Annotated in this window: 18 protein-coding genes; 8 read left to right on the top strand and 10 right to left on the bottom strand. The window is 68.8% G+C overall.

The genetic code is table 11. The features are described 5' to 3' along the window. Positions 1-50: 50 nt before the first annotated feature. The 3 genes from rnr to dprA form a co-directional block, all read right to left on the bottom strand. Positions 51-2,201: a ribonuclease R gene (gene rnr, locus EJ913_RS00655; protein ID WP_126993848.1), complete on the bottom strand. Its 2,151-nt coding sequence runs from the start codon at positions 2,199-2,201 to the stop codon at positions 51-53. Between the two features lie 159 nt (positions 2,202-2,360). Then, entirely contained in the window at positions 2,361-5,183 is a 2,823-nt protein-coding gene (gene topA / locus EJ913_RS00650; RefSeq protein ID WP_126993846.1) for a type I DNA topoisomerase, read from the bottom strand. A 46-nt stretch (positions 5,184-5,229) separates the two neighbouring features. Next, a complete protein-coding gene (gene dprA / locus EJ913_RS00645) occupies positions 5,230-6,351 on the bottom strand; it encodes a DNA-processing protein DprA (RefSeq protein ID WP_126993844.1) in 1,122 nt (373 codons plus the stop codon). Positions 6,352-6,555: 204 nt separating this feature from the next. Here dprA and EJ913_RS00640 point away from each other — a divergent pair, with 204 nt between their 5' ends. Further along, positions 6,556-7,440: a dienelactone hydrolase family protein gene (locus EJ913_RS00640; RefSeq protein ID WP_244939198.1), complete on the top strand. Its 885-nt coding sequence runs from the start codon at positions 6,556-6,558 to the stop codon at positions 7,438-7,440. A 47-nt stretch (positions 7,441-7,487) separates the two neighbouring features. Here EJ913_RS00640 and EJ913_RS00635 read toward each other — a convergent pair whose 3' ends face one another. After that, positions 7,488-8,303 (bottom strand): oxepin-CoA hydrolase, alternative type, encoded by an 816-nt coding sequence (locus tag EJ913_RS00635; protein WP_126993842.1) that lies wholly within the window; start codon positions 8,301-8,303, stop codon positions 7,488-7,490. A 209-nt stretch (positions 8,304-8,512) separates the two neighbouring features. Between EJ913_RS00635 and EJ913_RS00630 the strand changes: the two genes are divergently transcribed. Together EJ913_RS00630 and EJ913_RS00625 are read left to right on the top strand one after the other, a co-directional pair. After that, positions 8,513-9,154, top strand: coding sequence for a rhomboid family intramembrane serine protease (locus EJ913_RS00630; RefSeq protein WP_126993840.1), 642 nt, complete (start codon positions 8,513-8,515; stop codon positions 9,152-9,154). 79 nt (positions 9,155-9,233) lie between these two features. Beyond that, positions 9,234-10,121, top strand: coding sequence for an S-methyl-5'-thioadenosine phosphorylase (locus EJ913_RS00625; RefSeq protein WP_126993838.1), 888 nt, complete (start codon positions 9,234-9,236; stop codon positions 10,119-10,121). A 19-nt stretch (positions 10,122-10,140) separates the two neighbouring features. On the opposite strand, the gene EJ913_RS00620 is transcribed toward EJ913_RS00625, so the two are convergent. The 5 genes from EJ913_RS00620 to EJ913_RS00600 all read right to left on the bottom strand — a co-directional run bounded on the left by EJ913_RS00620 (position 10,141) and on the right by EJ913_RS00600 (position 12,620). Further along, the gene (locus tag EJ913_RS00620; RefSeq protein WP_126993836.1) at positions 10,141-10,587 is read right to left on the bottom strand and encodes a GNAT family N-acetyltransferase; all 447 of its coding nucleotides are present in this window, start codon (positions 10,585-10,587) and stop codon (positions 10,141-10,143) included. 28 nt (positions 10,588-10,615) lie between these two features. Continuing rightward, a complete protein-coding gene (locus tag EJ913_RS00615) occupies positions 10,616-11,116 on the bottom strand; it encodes a DUF488 domain-containing protein (protein WP_126993834.1) in 501 nt (166 codons plus the stop codon). Then, complete coding sequence (locus tag EJ913_RS00610) at positions 11,116-11,526, bottom strand: hypothetical protein (RefSeq protein ID WP_126993832.1); 411 nt, start codon at positions 11,524-11,526, stop codon at positions 11,116-11,118. The genes EJ913_RS00615 and EJ913_RS00610 overlap by 1 nt, the downstream gene beginning before the upstream one ends. A 45-nt stretch (positions 11,527-11,571) precedes the next feature. Then, positions 11,572-11,889: a hypothetical protein gene (locus tag EJ913_RS00605; protein ID WP_244939197.1), complete on the bottom strand. Its 318-nt coding sequence runs from the start codon at positions 11,887-11,889 to the stop codon at positions 11,572-11,574. A 218-nt stretch (positions 11,890-12,107) separates the two neighbouring features. Beyond that, a complete protein-coding gene (locus EJ913_RS00600) occupies positions 12,108-12,620 on the bottom strand; it encodes a YciE/YciF ferroxidase family protein (RefSeq protein ID WP_126993828.1) in 513 nt (170 codons plus the stop codon). 176 nt (positions 12,621-12,796) lie between these two features. Between EJ913_RS00600 and EJ913_RS00595 the strand changes: the two genes are divergently transcribed. Both EJ913_RS00595 and EJ913_RS00590 read left to right on the top strand, forming a co-directional pair. After that, the gene (locus EJ913_RS00595; protein ID WP_126993826.1) at positions 12,797-12,994 is read left to right on the top strand and encodes a DUF6898 family protein; all 198 of its coding nucleotides are present in this window, start codon (positions 12,797-12,799) and stop codon (positions 12,992-12,994) included. Between the two features lie 289 nt (positions 12,995-13,283). Next, a complete protein-coding gene (locus EJ913_RS00590) occupies positions 13,284-13,664 on the top strand; it encodes a hypothetical protein (protein ID WP_126993824.1) in 381 nt (126 codons plus the stop codon). A 167-nt stretch (positions 13,665-13,831) separates the two neighbouring features. On the opposite strand, the gene EJ913_RS00585 is transcribed toward EJ913_RS00590, so the two are convergent. Then, positions 13,832-14,275 (bottom strand): Ros/MucR family transcriptional regulator, encoded by a 444-nt coding sequence (locus tag EJ913_RS00585; protein WP_126993822.1) that lies wholly within the window; start codon positions 14,273-14,275, stop codon positions 13,832-13,834. A 564-nt stretch (positions 14,276-14,839) separates the two neighbouring features. On the opposite strand from EJ913_RS00585, the gene rpiB reads away from it, so the two are divergent. The 3 genes from rpiB (at position 14,840) to nrdR (ending at position 17,176) form a co-directional block, all read left to right on the top strand. After that, on the top strand, positions 14,840-15,277 hold the full coding sequence (gene rpiB / locus EJ913_RS00580) for a ribose 5-phosphate isomerase B (RefSeq protein WP_126993820.1): 438 nt from the start codon (positions 14,840-14,842) through the stop codon (positions 15,275-15,277). Positions 15,278-15,379: 102 nt separating this feature from the next. Continuing rightward, positions 15,380-16,681, top strand: coding sequence for a serine hydroxymethyltransferase (gene glyA / locus EJ913_RS00575; protein ID WP_126993818.1), 1,302 nt, complete (start codon positions 15,380-15,382; stop codon positions 16,679-16,681). A 30-nt stretch (positions 16,682-16,711) separates the two neighbouring features. Continuing rightward, positions 16,712-17,176, top strand: a complete 465-nt coding sequence (gene nrdR, locus EJ913_RS00570) for a transcriptional regulator NrdR (RefSeq protein WP_126993815.1) — start codon at positions 16,712-16,714, stop codon at positions 17,174-17,176. The last annotated feature ends 115 nt before the right edge of the window (positions 17,177-17,291 follow it).

Below are 17,291 nucleotides of genomic sequence, written 5' to 3'. Positions count from 1 at the left end.
TGATGGAACGGCTGTGTCCTTCCGGCCACGCTTCCGCTCCCGCGTCCCGTTCAGCCCTGCGGATCGTCCAGCCGGAACAGGGTGCTTCCGGTCAGCGGATCGGCCTCCACCAGGATGACGGAGACGGGTGCGCTCAGCCGGTAGGTGCGGCCGTGGCGCTGGCCCACCAGGGCGTGTTTCGCCTCGTCGTGCTCGTAGCGGTCGTCGGGCAGCGTGCTGGCCGGGATCAGCCCGTCGGCCCCGTTCTCGTCGAGTCGCACGAACAGCCCGAAGCGTGTCACCCCGGACACCCGCCCGGCGAATCGCGCGCCGATCCGGTCCGACAGGAAGGAGGCGGTGAAACGGTCGAGCGCGTCGCGCTCCGCCGCCGCCGCCCGCCGCTCGGTGGCGGAGATGTGGTCGCCGATCTCGGCCAGCCGCTCCATCGCCCCGTCGTCCAGCCCGCCGACGCCGAGGTTCAGCGTGCGGATCAGGGCGCGGTGGACGATCAGGTCGGCGTAACGGCGGATCGGCGAGGTGAAATGCGCGTAGCGGCGCAGCGCCAGCCCGAAATGCCCGATGTTTTCGGGGCTGTAGGCCGCCTGGGCCTGGGCGCGCAGGATGACCTCGCTGACCAGCGGGGCTTCCGGGGTGCCCGCCGCCTTGCGCAGGATGCGGGTGAAATGGTCCGGGGTCAGCTCCTGCCGCTTGGGCAGGGTCTGGCCGATGCCGGCCAGAAAGCCGCGCAGGGCCTCCATCTTGTCCATCGAGGGCTGGTCATGGACGCGGAACAGGCCGGGCATGGTCCGGGCTTCCAGCGTCTCGGCCGCCGCGACGTTGGCGGCGATCATGAACTCCTCGACCAGCCGGTGGCTGTCGAGGCGCTCGCGCGTCGCGATCTCGCCGACCCGGCCGCGCTCGTCCACCCGCACGCGGCGTTCGGGCAGGTCGAGCTCCAGCGTGCCGCGTCGGCCGCGCGCCGCCCACAGCCGGGCGAAGGCGCCGTAGAGCGGGGCGATCACCGGCTCGGCGAGCGGGCCGGTGTCGTCGTCGGGGGTGCCGTCGCGGCAGGCCTGGACCTGCTCGTAGGTCAGCCGGGCGGCGGAGCGCATCAGCCCGCGCACCAGCCGGTGGCGGACCAGCGCACCGTCGCGGTCGATCCACAGATGGAAGGCCAGGCAGGCGCGGTCCTCGCCCGGACGCAGGGAACACAGGCCGTTCGACAGCGCCTCCGGCAGCATCGGCACGACGCGGTCGGGGAAATAGACCGAGTTGCCGCGCTCGTAGGCCGCGCGATCCAGCGCCGAGCCGGGGCGCACGTAATAGGACACGTCGGCGATGGCGACCAGCAGGTGCCAGCCGCCGGGGTTCGACGGGTCGGGATCGGTCTCTGCCCACACCGCGTCATCGAAATCGCGCGCGTCGGACCCGTCGATGGTGACCAGCGGGATCGCGCGGAGGTCCTCGCGGGTGGACAGCGGCGGCACGGCGGCCAGTTCGGCCTCGCGCAGGGCGGCGTGCGGGAAGACGGTCGGCAGGCCGGCGCCGTGGATGGCGATCAGGCTGATGGCGCGCGGCTCGGCGGTGGAGCCGAAACACTCGGTGACGCGGACCTGGGGCAGGCCGAGCCGCCCGGCCGGCAGGATGTCGGCCATCACCAGATCGCCGGCCTCGGCGTCGCCCCGGTTGGGCGGCAGGACGACGAACTCGGTCTTGTTGCGGCGGTCGGTCGGGATCAGGCGCCCGCCGTCCGCAGCCGGGTGGTAGACGCCGAGAACGCGGCCCTCCGCGCCCTCGATCCGGCGGATGATCCGGCCCTCGTAGAGCCGGTCGTTGATGCGCGACAGCTTGGCGAGCAGCTTGTCGCCGACCGCCGGGGCAGGGGCGCCCTTGCCGCGTTCGGGCAGCAGGAAGATGCGGGGCGGCGTCCCCTCGCCGGTCCAGGTCAGCGGGCGGGCCTGGAGTTCGCCGTCCGGGTCGACGGCGGAGACCTCCAGCACGGCGACCTCCGGCAGCGACTGCGGCGGGGCCATCCGCTTGTTGCGGCCGCGCTCGACGTTGCCGTCCGCCTCCAGGTCGCGCAGCAGCTCCTTCAGCGCCTCGCGGTGGGCGGAGCCGGACAGCTTGAAGGCTCGGGCGATCTCCCGCTTGCCGACCGGCACCGTGCTGGAGCGGATGAAGGCGAGGACGGCGTCCTTGGTCGGAAAGCGGGACTCGGTCACGGGCGGGGCGTTCCGGGAGGTGGTTGCCGGGCTTGCGTTTGCCCCCTCCCTAGCCCTCCCCCGCTTGCAGCGGGAGAGGGGACCTTGTGGGAAGACGGCGGCAGTCCCCTCTCCCGCGCAGCGGGGGAGGGTTAGGGAGGGGGCACCGCTGCCGGCGCCTTACGACGCCTTCTTGGCCGGCACCTTCTCGGCCTTGGCGTCGGCCGGGGCCTTCGCCTTGGTCGCGGCCTTCTTCGCCGCCGGAGCCTTTTCCGGCTTGGCCTCGACCGGTGCCTTCGCCTTGGCGGCCTTCTTGGCCGGCGCCTTCTTTTCCTTCACCGGAGCCTCGCCCTCGGCAGCCGGCTCGGCCGCTTCCTTCGGGGCCTTGCCCTTCTTGGCGGCGTCCTTGGCGACCTTGGCTTCGATCAGCTCCAGCGCCTGTTCCAGCGTCACGCTGTCCGGCTCCGTCGCCTTGGGGATCGAGGCGTAGACGCTGCCGTGCTTCACATATGGTCCGAAGCGGCCCGAGCCCATGGTGATCGGCTTGCCGGTCTTGGGGTGGTCGCCCAGCGCCTTGGCCGGGGCGGACGCCTTCTTGGCGGCGCCCGCCAGCAGATCGACCGCGCGGTTGATGCCGATGCTCAGGATGTCGTCGTCCGGCGTCAGCGACTTGTAGACGCTGCCGTGCTTCAGGTAGGGGCCGAAGCGGCCGATGCCGGCGCTGATCTCCTCGTTGGTCTCCGGGTGGTTGCCGATGGCGCGGGGCAGCGCTAGCAGCTTCAACGCGGTGTCGAGATCGACGTCGGCCGCCGCCATGCCCTTGGGCAGCGACACCCGCTTGGGCTTTGGCGTGTCGTCCTTGGGCTTCTTCTTGGCCTTGGCCTTTTTCCCATCGGCGGGCTTCTCCTCCGCGACCGGCGGGGGAGGTGGAGCGGCGTCGGCCGCGACCGGGGCCGGGCCGAGCTGGATGTAGGCGCCGTAGGGGCCGCGCCGCACGGTCACCGGCAGGCCGGTTTCAGGGTCGTTGCCCAGCTCGCGCGGGCCTTCCTGGATCTCGCCGTTCTCGTCGTTGGCGACCGACAGCGGGCGGGTGTAGCGGCACTCCGGGTAGCGCGAGCAGCCGATGAAGGCGCCCATCTTGCCCAGCTTCAGCCCCAGCCGGCCCTCGCGGCAGACCGGGCAGACGCGCGGGTCGTGCCCGCCCTCCACCGGGGCCGGGAAGAAGTGCGAGCCCAACTCCTGGTCCAGCGTGGTCAGCACCTGGGTGATCGTCAGGTCCTTGGTGCCGTTCACCGCGACGTCGAAGGCGGTCCAGAAGTCGCGCAGCACCGTCTTCCACTCGATCTTGCCGTCGGAGATCTCGTCGAGCTGGTTCTCCAGCTCGGCGGTGAAGTTGTACTCGACGTAGCGGTGGAAGAAGTTCTCAAGGAAGGCGGTGACCAGACGGCCGCGGTCCTCCGGGAAGAAGCGCCGCTTGTCGATCCGCACGTAATTGCGGTCCTGCAACACCTGGAGGATCGAGGCGTAGGTCGACGGGCGCCCGATGCCCAATTCCTCCAGCCGCTTGACGAGGCTGGCTTCGGAGTAGCGCGGCGGCGGCTGGGTGAAGTGCTGCTCGGGGCTGATCTCGCCCTGGGCCAGCGCGTCGCCCTCGTCCATGGCGGGCAGGCGGCGGTCCTGCTGGTCGTCCTCGGCGGCGTCGTCGCGGCCCTCCTGGTAGACCTTGAGGAAGCCGTCGAACACCACGACCGAGCCGGTGGCGCGCAGCACCACGTCCTTGGACGGGCTGGCGATGTCCACCGCGACCTGATCGAGCACCGCGCTTTCCATCTGGCTGGCCAGCGTGCGCTTCCACACCAGCTCGTAGAGGCGCAGTTCGTCCGGCTCCAGGGCCGAGGCGACGCTTTCCGGGCGGCGGTGCAGGTCGGTCGGCCGGATGGCCTCGTGGGCCTCCTGCGCGTTCTTGGCGGCGGTCTTGTAAACGCGCGGCTGGCCCGGCACGTAGCGCTCGCCGTAATGCGAGCCGATCAGGCTGCGCGCCGACTCGATGGCCTCCTGGGAGAGGCTGACGCCGTCGGTTCGCATGTAGGTGATGAGGCCGACCGTCTCGCCGCCGATGTCGACGCCCTCGTAGAGCCGCTGCGCGGTGCGCATGGTGCGGGTGGCGCCGAAGCCCAGCTTGCGTGAGGCCTCCTGCTGGAGGGTCGAGGTGGTGAAGGGCGGCGACGGGTTGCGGCGGCTCTGCTTGCGCTCCACCGACGACACGGCGAAGCTCTGCGGCCGGATGCGCGCCACGGCGGCCTCGGCCGCGTCGCGGTTGGGCAGCCCGAACTTGTCGAGCTTCTTGCCGTCGAGCTGGGTCAGCGACGCCGTGAAGGGAACCCCGCCCGGCGTGGTGAAGCCGACGCCGATCGACCAGTATTCCTGCGGCTTGAAGACCTCGATCTCCGATTCGCGCTCGCAGATCAGGCGCAGCGCCACCGACTGCACGCGGCCGGCGGACTTGGAGCCCGGCAGCTTGCGCCACAGCACCGGCGACAGGGTGAAGCCCACCAGATAATCCAGCGCGCGGCGCGCCAGATAGGCGTCGACCAGCTCCTGCGACACGGCGCGCGGGTTGGCCATGGCGGTCTGGACGGCGGATTTGGTGATTTCGTTGAAGGTGACGCGCTGGACGTCGCGGTTGTCGGAGAGATGCTTTTCGCGAAGGAGTTCGGACAGGTGCCAGGCGATGGCCTCCCCCTCGCGATCCGGATCGGTGGCGAGGTAGATGCGGTCGGCCGTCTTCACCGCCTTGGCGATCTCGTCGATGTGGCGCTTGGAGCGGTCGCCCAGCTCCCACTCCATCGCGAAATCCTCGTCGGGGCGCACCGACCCGTCGCGCGCCGGAAGGTCGCGGACATGGCCGAAGCTGGCGATGACGGTGTAGTCGTCGCCCAGATATTTGTTGATCGTCTTGGCCTTGGCCGGCGATTCGACGATGACGACGTTGCTGCCCGGCAAGAGATTGCCCTTCGCGTGTGCCTACCCAGAACCCGGCGGGTGCCGATCAGGCGAGAGACACCTGATGACCGGGCTGACGCTGGACTCGGCCGGCAAGCTCAAGTTCCAGAACCACGGTCAGCACCACCGGAGCGGACAATTGGCACCCGCGAACGAGTTCGTCAATGGTGACGGGGGAGGGGCCGAGGTTTTCCAGGACCACGGCGCGCGCACGGGCAAGCTCGGATTCGTCGGGCTCGACGGGCTTGGGTGCCGAGAACAGGTCGCGCTGCCGCTCCGCCAAGCTGGGCGGGCGCAGGGTCTCCAGCGCGCGCAGCACGTCCTCGGCGCTCTCGATCAGGGCGGCCCCCTGGCGGATCAGGTTGTTGGTCCCCTGGCAGCGCGGGTCGAGCGGCGAGCCCGGCACCGCCATCACCTCGCGCCCCTGCTCCAGCGCCATGCGGGCGGTGATCAGCGAGCCCGAGCGCAGCGCCGCCTCCACCACGACGATGCCCAGCGACAGGCCGGAGATCAGCCGGTTGCGGCGCGGGAAATGGCGGGCCTGCGGCTGGGTCCCGACCGGGCTTTCCGCCACGACCACGCCCTGCGCCACGATGTCGCGGTAGAGCCGCTCGTTCTCCGGCGGGTAGACCACGTCGATGCCGCCGGCCACCACGGCGGCGGTGCCGGTGGCGAGCGCGCCGGTGTGGGCGGCGGTGTCGATGCCGCGCGCGAGGCCCGAGGCGACCAGCAGCCCGGCGGCGCTCAGGTCGCGGGCCAGCGATTCGGCGAATTTCTTGCCGTTCAACGAGGCGTTCCGCGCCCCCACCAGGGCGACGGTGCGCTTTCGCAGCAGATGCGCGTGGCCCAGCACCGAAACGACCGGCGGCGCGTCGTCCACGGCGGCCAGCGCTTCGGGGTAGTCGGGTTCACAGGCGCACAGCAGCCGGGCGCCGAGCTTGCGGTTGGCGTCGGATTCGCGCTCCGCCTCGGCCTTGGAGGCGACGCGGAGCGGCTTGACCCGTCCGCCGCGCTTGGCGAGGTCCGGCAGCCGGTCGAGCGCGGCCTTGGCGCTGCCGTACTGCTCGAGCAGGCGATGGAAGGTGATCGGTCCGACATTCTCCGTCCGGATCAGACGAAGCCAGTCGAGCCGTTCGGCGTCGGAGAGGGTGCGGCGCGGTTGTGTCATGGCGCATGGTTTTACAACCCATATCGCGCCGCTTTCAACACACAATCGCAGGAAGAGGACGACACCCTTTCCACGCAGAAAACGGCCGACTTTGCCGGCAGAGCCGGCAAAAAAGATAGTACGATTTGGTCGCAATCCGTTGGGTGCATCGTCACGTATGGACCGTGCCCACCGCACATGAGCCACCAGGGACAGGGAACGCGAATGGACCGCATCGAATTCGACGCACGCCCGGCGATGATCGCCGGCACCGAAGAGGAAGCCTCCGACCTCAACCGCCGGAATTTTCTGGTGACCAGTCTGGCCGTCGGCTTCGCCGTCGCCGCCAGCCCGGTGATGGCGCAGGCCATCCACACCAGCGACGAGGGGCTGGTGGCCGGCGAGGTGCAGATGCCGGTGCCGGGCGGCACGATCCCGGCCTACCGGGCTTACCCGGCGGCCGGCGGGCCGTTCCCGACGATCCTCGTGGTGCAGGAGATCTTCGGCGTCCACGAACACATCAAGGATGTCTGCCGCCGCATCGCCAAGCTCGGCTATTACGCCATCGCGCCGGAGCTTTACGCGCGCCAGGGCGATGTGTCGAAGCTGCAGAGCGTCAACGAGATCTTCGCCCAAGTGGTGTCGAAGGTCTCCGACGAGCAGGTCAACGGCGACCTCGACGCCGCCGTCGCCTACGCGCGCGGCACCGGCAAGGCGGACGTGTCGCGGCTCGGCATCAATGGCTTCTGCTGGGGCGGGCGCATTGTGTGGCTGTACGCGGCGCACAACCCGGCAGTGAAGGCCGGCGTATCGTGGTACGGGCTGCTCAACACGCCGCCCTGGAACCCCAAGGGGACGTCGGCGATTTCCGTCGCCAAGCGGGTCAAGCCCCCGGTGCTCGGGCTCTACGCCGCCAAGGACGGTTTCATCCCCGCAAGCGACATCGACGCGATGCGCCGGGAGATCCGGGGCTCGAAGTCCGAGATCGTCGTCTACAACGACGTCGAGCATGGCTTCAACGCCGACTACCGCCCCTCCTACAACCCCTCCGCCGCGCAGGACGGCTGGCGCCGCATGCAGGAGTGGTTCAGGATGAACGGCGTCGCCTGAAAGCGGGCGGAGCCAGTCCCTGTCCTGGCTCCACCGCTTGGCCGCGGTTACCGTTTGTGGAACACCGGCGGGCGCTTGTCGAAGAAGGCGGTGATGCCCTCCTTGGCCTCGCCGTGGTGCAGTGCCTCGACGAACAGGTCGCTTTCGCGGGCGAGTTGGGTGGCGAAGCTGCCATAGGCCAGTTCCATCAGCTTCTTCGCACGCCCCATCGCACCGGCCGGCCCCTCGGCAATGGTCTCGGCCCAGGCGACGGCCTCGGCCAGCGCGCGGCCGGGGGCGGTGACGCGGTTGACCACGCCGGCCGCGTGCAGGCGCGCGGCCTCGACCGGCCCGCCGGTCAGCATCAGCTCGGCGTAGAGCTGCGGCGGCAGCGCGCGGGCCAGCGAGGCCGAGGCGCCACCGTCGGAGGTCAGGCCGACCTTCACGTAGGCGGTCAGGAAACGGGCGTCCTCCGCCGCGACGATCAGGTCGCAGGCCAGCGCCAGCGAGAATCCCGCCCCGGCCGCCGGACCCTCGACGGCGGCGACGATCGGTTTGGGGCATTCGCGCATCGCCCGCACCCAGCCGTGGAAGCGCTCGATGCCGTCGCGGTTCTCCGAGCGCGACTTGCTGCCGTGGTGGTACAGGTTGGTCAGGTGCCCGCCCGAGCTGAAGGCCCCGCCGGCCCCGGTCAGCACGATGGCGCCGATTCCGTGGTCGTGCGCCGCCTCGTCCAACGCGTCGCGGGCGCGCGCCATCATCGGCACGCTCAGCGCGTTGCGGGTCGCGGGGTCGGTCATGGTCAGCACCATTACGCGGCCCTGGCGCTCCACCGTCGTCACGGCGGTCGTTGCGGCGTCGGCGCCGTTCGTCTGTTCGGTCATGATCGTTTCTCCCCCAGTCCGGTTGCGGCCCCTCGTTGCGTGTCGGGCCGGTGTTTCGCCGATTGGTAGGACCAGTGTGCCAGCCGTTGCCCGACGCTCCAATCCGTACGAGCGGCATAGGGAGCCGCATCGGGATCGTCCCGAAGGCTGATTTCCGCGCCGGGATCCCCCACATTGGGGTGAGACGGATCGACGCGGGAGGGCGGGGCATGGCGCTCGCGCTGGGTGAGGGCGGGAAACGGACGGCGGCGTCCGGCGCTCCGGCCTATGTGAATCGCGCGGTGGTGTTGGCCTGCGTCTTCGCCTTCGTCCTGCAACTGCCGCCGGAATCCTTCGCCTTCGTGCCGGCCTATTTCTTCGGGACCGTCGATCTGGCCGGGCCGCTGCCGACCGCCGCCCTGTGGCGGGGGTTGTTCGGGCATGTGCTGATCCACGGCGACGTGGTGCATCTGGTCACCAACATGGCGGTTCTCTGGCCGCTGGGCGACGCGATGGAGCGGATGCTCGGCCACGGACGTTATGCGCTGCTGTTCGTCGCCGGAACCGTCGCGGGGGCGCTGACCGAGGGGGCGCTGGCCGTCGACCGCATGGCGCCGCTGATCGGGGCGAGCGGGGCGATCTGCGCGCTGATGGGGGCGGCGCTGTGGCTGCGTCCGCCCGCGCGCTGGCCGCTGTTCCGCTGGTTGCGCCTGCCGCTGCTGACGGCGGCGGCGCTGTTCGCCGCGCTCAACATCGCTATGGTGGCGTTGCCGCCCGCCGCCGATTCGCCGCTGGCCGAGGTCGGCTGGGGCGCCCATGTCGGCGGCTTGCTGGCCGGGGTGGCGTTGGCCGCGCTGCTGCGCCGCCGGTGAGGCCTGTTGCCTTTGCCGGGGCCTTGCCGGAATACTGCGGCCGGTTTTCAACGGGGCTTTCAACGGAGGCGTGGCGGGCATGACGGGCAGCGGAACGGCGGCGGTGCTGGGGGTGATCGGGGGCAGCGGCGTCTACGACATCGACGGGCTGGAGAACAAGCGCTGGGTCAAGGTGGAAACGCCTTTCGGCGACCCGTCCGACGAGCTGCTGACCGGCGACCTCGACGGCCAGACACTGGTCTTCCTGCCGCGCCACGGCCGGGGCCACCGCATCCCGCCCTCGGAGCTGAACTTCCGCGCCAACATCCACGCGCTCAAGCAGTTGGGCGTCACCGAGATTCTGTCGGTGTCGGCGGTCGGCTCCCTCAAGGAGCATCTGCCGCCCGGCACCTTCGTGGTGATCGACCAGTTCATCGACCGCACCTTCGCCCGCGAGAAGAGCTTCTTCGGGACCGGGCTGGTGGCGCATGTGGCGCTCGGCCATCCCGTGTGCAACCGGCTGGGCGATTTGATCGAGGAGGCGCTGCGGGAGCTTCACGTCCCCCACCAGCGGCGCGGCACCTACATGGTGATGGAGGGGCCGCAATTTTCCACCATCGCCGAGTCCGAATTGTACCGCAGCTGGGGCTGCGACGTGATCGGCATGACCAACATGCCCGAGGCCAAGCTCGCCCGCGAGGCGGAGATCTGCTACGCGACCGTCGCCATGGTGACCGATTACGACTGCTGGCACACCGACCACGCCCATGTGACGGTGGACGCGGTCATCAAGGTGGTGGTCGCCAACGCCGGCAAGGCGCGCTCGCTGGTGTCGCGGCTGGCGCCCAAGATCGGCGTGCGCGATGGGACCTGCGTCCAGGGCTGCCACACCGCGCTCGACAACGCGATCATGACGGCGCCAGACCGGCGCGACCCGGCGATGCTGGGCAAGCTGGACGTGATCGTGAAGCGGGCGCTGGCTGGTTGAGGCGAGGGGCGGCCGGGCCTCAGCGGTTCAGCCGCATCTCGATGTGCGGGATGCCGCCGTCGTCGTAGACCTCGCTGGTCCGGCGGAAGCCGAAGCTTCCGTAAAAGCGCTCCAGGTAGAGCTGCGCGCCGATGACCACGTCGTGGCCGGGCCAGCGCTCGGCCAGATGGGCCAGCGACGCGGCGACCAGTTCGCGGCCGAGCCCGGTCTTGCGTTCGGAGGGATGCACCACCAGCCGGCCGAACGCGGTCGTTCCATCCGCGCCGGGGCCAAAACAGCGGGCGCAGCCGACCGGCGCCGGATCGCCGGAGCGCGTGGCGATCAGGTGCAGCGCGTCCGGATCGCGGCCGTCGAGGTCGGGGTAGGGCGACGCCTGCTCGACCACCAGCACGCTCTGCCGCATCCAGAGCAGATCATACAACTCGCGGGTGGTCAGCTCATCGAAACGGACGGTGCGGATCGGCATGGGACAGGCTCGTTCGGGATGGAAAAAATCAGAAGGACGCGGCGCCGGGCGGAAGCGCGCGCAGATGCCGCACGGTGAAGCCGAAGCGCCCACTCAGGGCCTCGGCCACGCGCAGGCGGTGGCAGACATGCGGCTCGGCCTCGAAGCAGAGCAGGCAGGCGGGGGCCGGGGCGGCGAGGGCGGCGGCGCGGACCAGGTCGTGCTCGGCCTCGGGTGTCGCCATTTTTTCGTCCACGATCTCCCAGAAGCGGTCCATCCGGCCGAGCCGGGCGGCGACGCGGCCTTCCTTGGGCGTGCCCAGCCCCTTCAAATGGACGTAGCCGATTCCGGCCTCGGCCAGCCCGGCCGACAGCGGGCTCTTGGAAAAGCCGGCGCGGCGCGACAGCGGAAGCTCGCGAACGTCCAGCACGGTCGCCACGTTCTGCGCCTTCAGGGCCGCGATCACCGAATCGAGCGAGGCGCGCTCGTAACCGATGGTGAACAGGGGGGCCGTGGAGGCCGGGGTGGGGTCGGGTGCCGGACCGGGCATCACGCCACCGCGTTGCGGATCATGTACTCGGCGATGTCCTTGGGCTTGACCTTGACCTCGACCAGCGGTTCGTCGGCGGTCATCGCCTTGGCGACCAGCAGGCTGTTCTGCACGTTGGTCAGGCCGATGCGGAAGATGCCGACGGCGCCCTTCAGGCGCGGATAATAGAGCGGGTCGATGGTCTTCTCGCGCCGGCCGAGCTTGGCCAGGGCATCCTCCTCGGACAGATCGGCGACCTCCTGGGAATGCAGCAGCTTCCAGTCGGTCTCACCGCCCCAGCCGTCCTCGACGGCGGCCTTCACGGCCGCGTCGTCGTCCAGCACGCCCAGTTTGTAGGTGTGCTTGCCCTGTCCGACGTCGGACGCCCATTTCGTCAGGGCGGCGCTGCGCGCCACGTAGATCACGGCCATGGCCTTGCCTTTCCTCGGCAGCGAGAAGCGGGTTCGGCCGCGACTTTACTGGAAGGACGACTGGCGCGCGATGGGCGTGATGAGGATCCGGGTGATGACGTCCTTGCCGAACAGCGCGATGGCGGCGTCGTTGATCTTGCGGCGCAGCGCCGGGATGTTGGCGATGTTGCCGCGCACGACCCAGCCCTCGTCGATGCCCTTGTAGACGGCGGTCAGGATCGCGTCGTGCAGGCGCGGGATGCCGACCTGCACCTCGCCCAGCCGCAGGGCGTCGCCCACCTCCAGGTTGACCTCGATCTGGGTGTATTTCTCGATGCGGCCCTGCGGGCTGACCACCGGGACCATCAGCGGCTTGATGCGCACCGAGGGGGGCGGGCCGCCGGGACCGCCTTCCGCGGCGGCTGCGGGCGGAACGAAGGCTGGCGCCAAACTCACGGACGCGGCGAAAAACAAGGCAAAGGCGAACGAAAGGCCGCGCATGAAAAAACACCGCGAGAGGACCGGTTTCCGCAAGCAGAGTACCGGTCCGTCGCGGCGCTTTCAAGGAATTCACCGGTTGGGGAAAACCCGGAGAAAAAAGGTCACGCGGCCTTGCGGCTGCCGGCGGCGATGGCTTTCTTGTTCAAGTCGCCGATTGCGAGCTTGTTGAGTTTCTGGTCGGTGTCCTTTTCCTCGTTCAGGGTTTCCTCCAGAAGCTGGGCGACCTTGGTCAGGCCGCAGGCGGTGGCGTAGGCGTGGAGCGTGCCGTAGCTGGCGATCTCGTAATGCTCGACCTTCTGGGCGGCGGCGATCAGGGCGGCGTCCTGGACCTCGGGCAGCAGGCCCATCTCCAGGATCTCGCGGGCTTCGCTGATCAGGCCTTCCATCGCATCGCAATGCTTGCCGCGCGTCCGGGTGTCCAACTCGTCGAAGACCTGCTCCAGCCGGTCGATCTGGCCCCTGGTCTGTTCCAGATGAAGTTCGAAGGCTTGGCGGAGTTGTTCGGAATGGGCAGCCTTGGCCAGCTTGGGCAGCGCCTTCGCGATCTGCTTTTCGGCGTGGTAGATGTCGCGGAGATCCTCGATCAGAAGATCCTGCATCGTCTTGGCGGCCATGATGACGCTTCCTTCTGGGTGATGTTTTGGCGGTTGGATGTCGGCGACGTTCCGGTGCAGAGTGGAACGGCGTCCGTCAAACAGGCGCGCGTCGTCCGCGTTCCACGCCGCCGCCGGTCTCGTACGGGTAGGGGATGGAGCGGCGGCGGTTTCGATGATCATCGGGAGAGGGGCGTATGTCTGGCGCAGACGGCGAGGTGCTGTTCGAGTTTCATCGCGTCGGGACCTACATGAAGGTGGTCGCCATCGACGGAAAGACCGGCGTGGAGGTGTCGGTGGTCGGCCCGGCCACCGGCAGCGTCGAACTGCTCAAGCGCACGGCGGTCAACAAGCTGCGCTACGTGCAGACCCGCGACGCCAAGCCCGGCCGCTGATTCCGGCTGGGGCCCGAAACCAAGAAAGCGCGCCGCCGGGCGTGGTGCCGGCGGCGCGGTTGGAAGTCTGGCTTCTGCTGATGGTGAGCGCTGGCATACCCCGGCCCGAACGACCACGCGCTACGCCTGGCCGCCGGTCCTAGAGCGAACCGCTCACCCAAGACAGTAGACCTATGCGTGCCCGTTGGCACTGGTGCAGGGGGTGTAACGCTTGTAGAAACGCGCTCGACGATCGAACGACGCGATGATGGCCGCGGATCGAAGACGCGGCCCAAGTGGGGATACCGAGATGCTTCGTGTGACGTCTTTTCTGCGTTCGGGCGCCGTTGCCGCGATTCTCGCGGCCTGTGTCTCGGCCGGTGCCGGACAGGCGGTGGCGGCGGGACCGCAACAACCGCCCGCGAGCCATCCGCAAACGGCGCCACTGCCTTCCGCCGTGCCTTTGCCCAACTGCACCAAGCCCGGCGTGCCGCTGTGCATGGACGACGGCACCACTTTCGTCAGCGCGGACAAGATGTCCGGATGCCAGTTCGAAGTGAAGGAGTATGTCGACAAGACCATGGCGTATCTGAAATGCCTGAACGACGAGAACATCGCGACCGGGCAGGATCTGACGCGCAACGTGGAGCGTTTCAATTGCCGCCTGTCGGGGCGGAAAGGCTGCAACTGACGGCAGCGCCTGGAACGGCTGGCGGAGAGGGGTGTCCGGACCGGGCCCCCCCGTTGTCAGCCAGGAAACGACGACTCAACCAAAACAGGGTATTGCCCGATCAAAAAACACGCACACGGACCGGCACCAGCGTGGGCGGTCCGTGTTGCGCACGGACAATCTCTGGATCAACCGACCTTGCGGCGGGTCTGGCGGCCTGAACTGCGGCCGAGACCGATGCGCTTGGCAAATTCCGAACGTTGCGCGGCGTAGTTCGGCGCAACCATCGGGTAATCGGGCGGAAGGCCCCAACGCGACCGGTATTCGTCCGGCGACATGTTGTAGGTGGAGCGAAGGTGCCGTTTCAGCATCTTCAACTTCTTCCCGTCTTCCAGGCAGACGATGTATTCGGGCGTGACCGATTTGCGGATCGGCACGGCAGGCTTCAGCGGCTCCGCCGGGGTCTCGCGCGGCTGACCGTTAAGTCCGGTCAGCGACGAGTATACCGTATTGATCACCTCGGGGATTTGCTGTGCGGGCAAAACATTCTTGCTGACATACGCCGATACGATGTCGGCCGTCATCCGCAGCAGCGCGTTGTCGGGTACATCGGCGCGAAGCTGGTCGCTCATTGCACAGTGTCCTGGCTTTTCATTTGTCCGTAGCAATCAAGTTGCATACCGTGATTTGGGTGTCAATATAATTTCCGCGATGAGCAAATTAGTTGCTTTTAACCGGCAGAACTGATGACGGATGCGCAAATCAGGCAACGCTGAAAACGCCGTTTGGCCCGCCGCTGTCACGCCGCTTTAAGGATCGTCTAGTAAGCTCCAGCTTTGATTCGATGACAGAGTTGGTTGCGGCAATTGGACTATGTCCAGCCCCTATAACCAAGCGGCTGTCTCACATGCTTGATGAAAAGGACAACGAAGAGGCGAAAACCGACTCCGCTCCTTCAAGCGTCTGGGCGGCTGCCGGCCGCGCGCCGCGACGTGCGGGTGCAGGGACACGTCCCATCGGTAGTGGCGGGCCGAGGGGCGGCCCCGGTGCTCCGGCCGTGCCCATTTTGCGGTTCCGGCCGGACGGGGGCGTCCGCCCACGTCCCATGCGCCCACGTCATGGTGTGGTGGTGGCGGCTGGCGTCGATATCTGGTAGGATGCGCGGCACTTTTGCCGCACTGGAGTTATCCGCCGCCATGACCGCCCGCACCGTAGCGCTCGCCTCCGACCACGCCGGCTACGAGCTGAAGGCTCAGATCGCCGCGTCGCTGACGGGCGCCGGCTACACCGTCCTCGATTTCGGCACCAACGGTCCGGAGTCGGTGGACTACCCGGACTTCGCCGCCGCCGTCGCCGCCGCCATCACCGACGGCCGGGCCGAGCGCGGCGTTCTGGTCTGCGGCAGCGGCATCGGCATCAGCATCGCGGCCAACCGCCACCCCGGCATCCGCGCGGCGCTGGTCCACGACGTGACCACCGCGCGCCTCAGCCGCGAGCACAACGACGCCAACGTGATCGCGCTCGGCGCGCGCATCATCGGGGCGGAGATCGCCAAGGACTGCGTGAACACCTTCCTGGCGACGGAGTTCGAGGGCGGGGAACGCCACAGCCGGCGCATCGCCAAGATGGGCTGAGGCCCGGCTGGACGAAATGATTTGGCCGAAAGGCCGCCGGCCGGGGGCCGCACCGCCCCCGGCCCACACGCGCAAGCATTCGAGATTGAGGAATCCCCCGCCATGACCAACGCCAACGCCGCCGAGATCGGCCGTTTCTTCGCCGCCTCGCTCGCCGAGACCGATCCCGAGCTGGCCCGCGCCGTGCGCGACGAGCTGGTCCGCCAGCAGGAGCAGATCGAGCTGATCGCTTCGGAAAACATCGTCTCCCAGGCGGTGCTGGAGGCCCAGGGCTCGGTCCTGACCAACAAATACGCCGAGGGCTATCCCGGCAAGCGTTACTACGGCGGCTGCGAGTTCGTGGACGTGGCGGAAAACCTCGCCATCGAGCGCGCCTGCAAGCTGTTCGGCTGCGAGTTCGCCAACGTGCAGCCGAACTCCGGCTCCCAGGCCAACCAGGCGGTGCTGCTGGCGCTGCTGCAGCCGGGCGACTGCGTGCTCGGCATGTCGCTGGCGGCCGGCGGACATTTGACCCACGGCGCCGCACCCAACATGTCCGGCAAGTGGTTCAAGGCCGTGCAGTACGGCGTGCGCAAGGACGACCACCTGATCGACTTCGAGCAGGTCGAGGCGCTGGCCCGCGAGCACAAGCCCAAGCTGATCATCGCCGGCGGCTCCGCCTACCCGCGCGTCCTGGACTATGAGCGCTTCCGCGCCATCGCGGACGAGGTCGGCGCCTATTTCATGGTCGACATCGCCCATTACGCCGGGCTGATCGCCGGCGGCGTCTACCCGAACCCGTTCCCCTACGCCGACATCGCCACGACGACGACGCACAAGACCCTGCGCGGCCCGCGCGGCGGCATGGTGATGACCAACCGCGAGGACATCGCCAAGAAGATCAACTCGGCGATCTTCCCCGGCCTCCAGGGCGGCCCGCTGATGCACGTCATCGCCGCCAAGGCGGTCGCCTTCCAGGAGGCGCTGCGTCCGGAGTTCAAGGTTTACGCCCAGGCGGTGCTGGACAACGCCCGCGTGCTGTCCAAGACGCTGATCGACGGCGGCCTGGACATCGTGTCGGGCGGTACCGACAGCCACATCGTGCTGGTCGACCTGCGTCCGAAGAACCTGACCGGCAAGGCGGCGGAAGCCAGCCTGGAGCACGCCGGCATGACCTGCAACAAGAACGGCGTGCCGTTCGACCCGCAGAAGCCGATGATCACGTCCGGCGTCCGTCTCGGCAGCCCGGCGGCGACCACGCGCGGCTTCGGCGTCGCGGAATTCAAACAGGTCGGCGAGATGATCGTCGAGACGTTGGACGGTCTGGCCGCCAGCAACTCCGGCGACAACACGGCCGTCGAGGCGGTGATGCGGGAACGGGTGCGCGGCCTGTGCCGCCAGTTCCCGATCTACCCGACGCTCTGACGCGCCCTAAAAGAGGGGAGGGGACAAGGAATGCGCTGCCCGTTCTGTGGAAACGAGGACACCCAGGTCAAGGATTCGCGACCGACGGAGGACAACTCGGCCATCCGGCGGCGGCGCTTCTGTCCCAGCTGCAGCGCGCGCTTCACCACATTCGAGCGCGTGCAGTTGCGCGAGCTGACGGTGGTGAAGAGCGCCGGCCAGCGCGAGGCCTTCGACCGCGACAAATTGCTGCGGTCGATGAAGATCGCGCTGCGCAAGCGGCCGATCGACGCCGACCGCATCGACCGGGTGGTGAACAGCCTGGTGCGCCAGCTCGAATCGTCGGGCGAGAGCGAGATCCCGTCCAAGCAGATCGGCGAGCGGATCATGGAGGCGTTGCAGACGCTGGATCAGGTCGCCTACATCCGCTACGCGTCGGTCTACAAGGACTTCCGCGAGGCGTCGGATTTCAACGAGTTCGTCGAGCAACTGGCGCCCGAAGCCCAGCCGGGCTGAGGGGGCCTCGGTCCCGCGTGCCCCCTCCCCATCCCTCCCCCGCTTCGCGGGAGAGGGGGCCGGACCCTCGCCGGCGTTCGGCGGCGGTTCCCTCTCCCGCCGAAGGCGGGGGAGG

The sequence above is a fragment of the Azospirillum doebereinerae genome (genome assembly GCF_003989665.1).
Lineage (GTDB): Bacteria > Pseudomonadota > Alphaproteobacteria > Azospirillales > Azospirillaceae > Azospirillum > Azospirillum doebereinerae.
The sequence above is the reverse complement of the archived record's forward strand: the minus strand, read 5'-3'. Positions and strand labels throughout refer to the sequence as shown.

What these genes read in the sequence shown, in the direction of transcription:
- EJ913_RS00630 (WP_126993840.1), top strand. Translation starts at nt 8,513, where the DNA reads ATGGCGCTCGCGCTGGGTGAGGGCGGGAAACGGACGGCGGCGTCCGGC.
- EJ913_RS00595 (WP_126993826.1), top strand. Translation starts at nt 12,797, where the DNA reads ATGTCTGGCGCAGACGGCGAGGTGCTGTTCGAGTTTCATCGCGTCGGG.
- EJ913_RS00585 (WP_126993822.1), bottom strand. Translation starts at nt 14,275, where the DNA reads ATGAGCGACCAGCTTCGCGCCGATGTACCCGACAACGCGCTGCTGCGG.
- EJ913_RS00600 (WP_126993828.1), bottom strand. Translation starts at nt 12,620, where the DNA reads ATGGCCGCCAAGACGATGCAGGATCTTCTGATCGAGGATCTCCGCGAC.
- glyA (WP_126993818.1), top strand. Translation starts at nt 15,380, where the DNA reads ATGACCAACGCCAACGCCGCCGAGATCGGCCGTTTCTTCGCCGCCTCG.
- EJ913_RS00625 (WP_126993838.1), top strand. Translation starts at nt 9,234, where the DNA reads ATGACGGGCAGCGGAACGGCGGCGGTGCTGGGGGTGATCGGGGGCAGC.
- EJ913_RS00620 (WP_126993836.1), bottom strand. Translation starts at nt 10,587, where the DNA reads ATGCCGATCCGCACCGTCCGTTTCGATGAGCTGACCACCCGCGAGTTG.
- rpiB (WP_126993820.1), top strand. Translation starts at nt 14,840, where the DNA reads ATGACCGCCCGCACCGTAGCGCTCGCCTCCGACCACGCCGGCTACGAG.
- EJ913_RS00635 (WP_126993842.1), bottom strand. Translation starts at nt 8,303, where the DNA reads ATGACCGAACAGACGAACGGCGCCGACGCCGCAACGACCGCCGTGACG.
- EJ913_RS00640 (WP_244939198.1), top strand. Translation starts at nt 6,556, where the DNA reads ATGGACCGCATCGAATTCGACGCACGCCCGGCGATGATCGCCGGCACC.
- nrdR (WP_126993815.1), top strand. Translation starts at nt 16,712, where the DNA reads ATGCGCTGCCCGTTCTGTGGAAACGAGGACACCCAGGTCAAGGATTCG.
- dprA (WP_126993844.1), bottom strand. Translation starts at nt 6,351, where the DNA reads ATGACACAACCGCGCCGCACCCTCTCCGACGCCGAACGGCTCGACTGG.
- EJ913_RS00610 (WP_126993832.1), bottom strand. Translation starts at nt 11,526, where the DNA reads ATGGCCGTGATCTACGTGGCGCGCAGCGCCGCCCTGACGAAATGGGCG.
- EJ913_RS00590 (WP_126993824.1), top strand. Translation starts at nt 13,284, where the DNA reads ATGCTTCGTGTGACGTCTTTTCTGCGTTCGGGCGCCGTTGCCGCGATT.
- EJ913_RS00615 (WP_126993834.1), bottom strand. Translation starts at nt 11,116, where the DNA reads ATGCCCGGTCCGGCACCCGACCCCACCCCGGCCTCCACGGCCCCCCTG.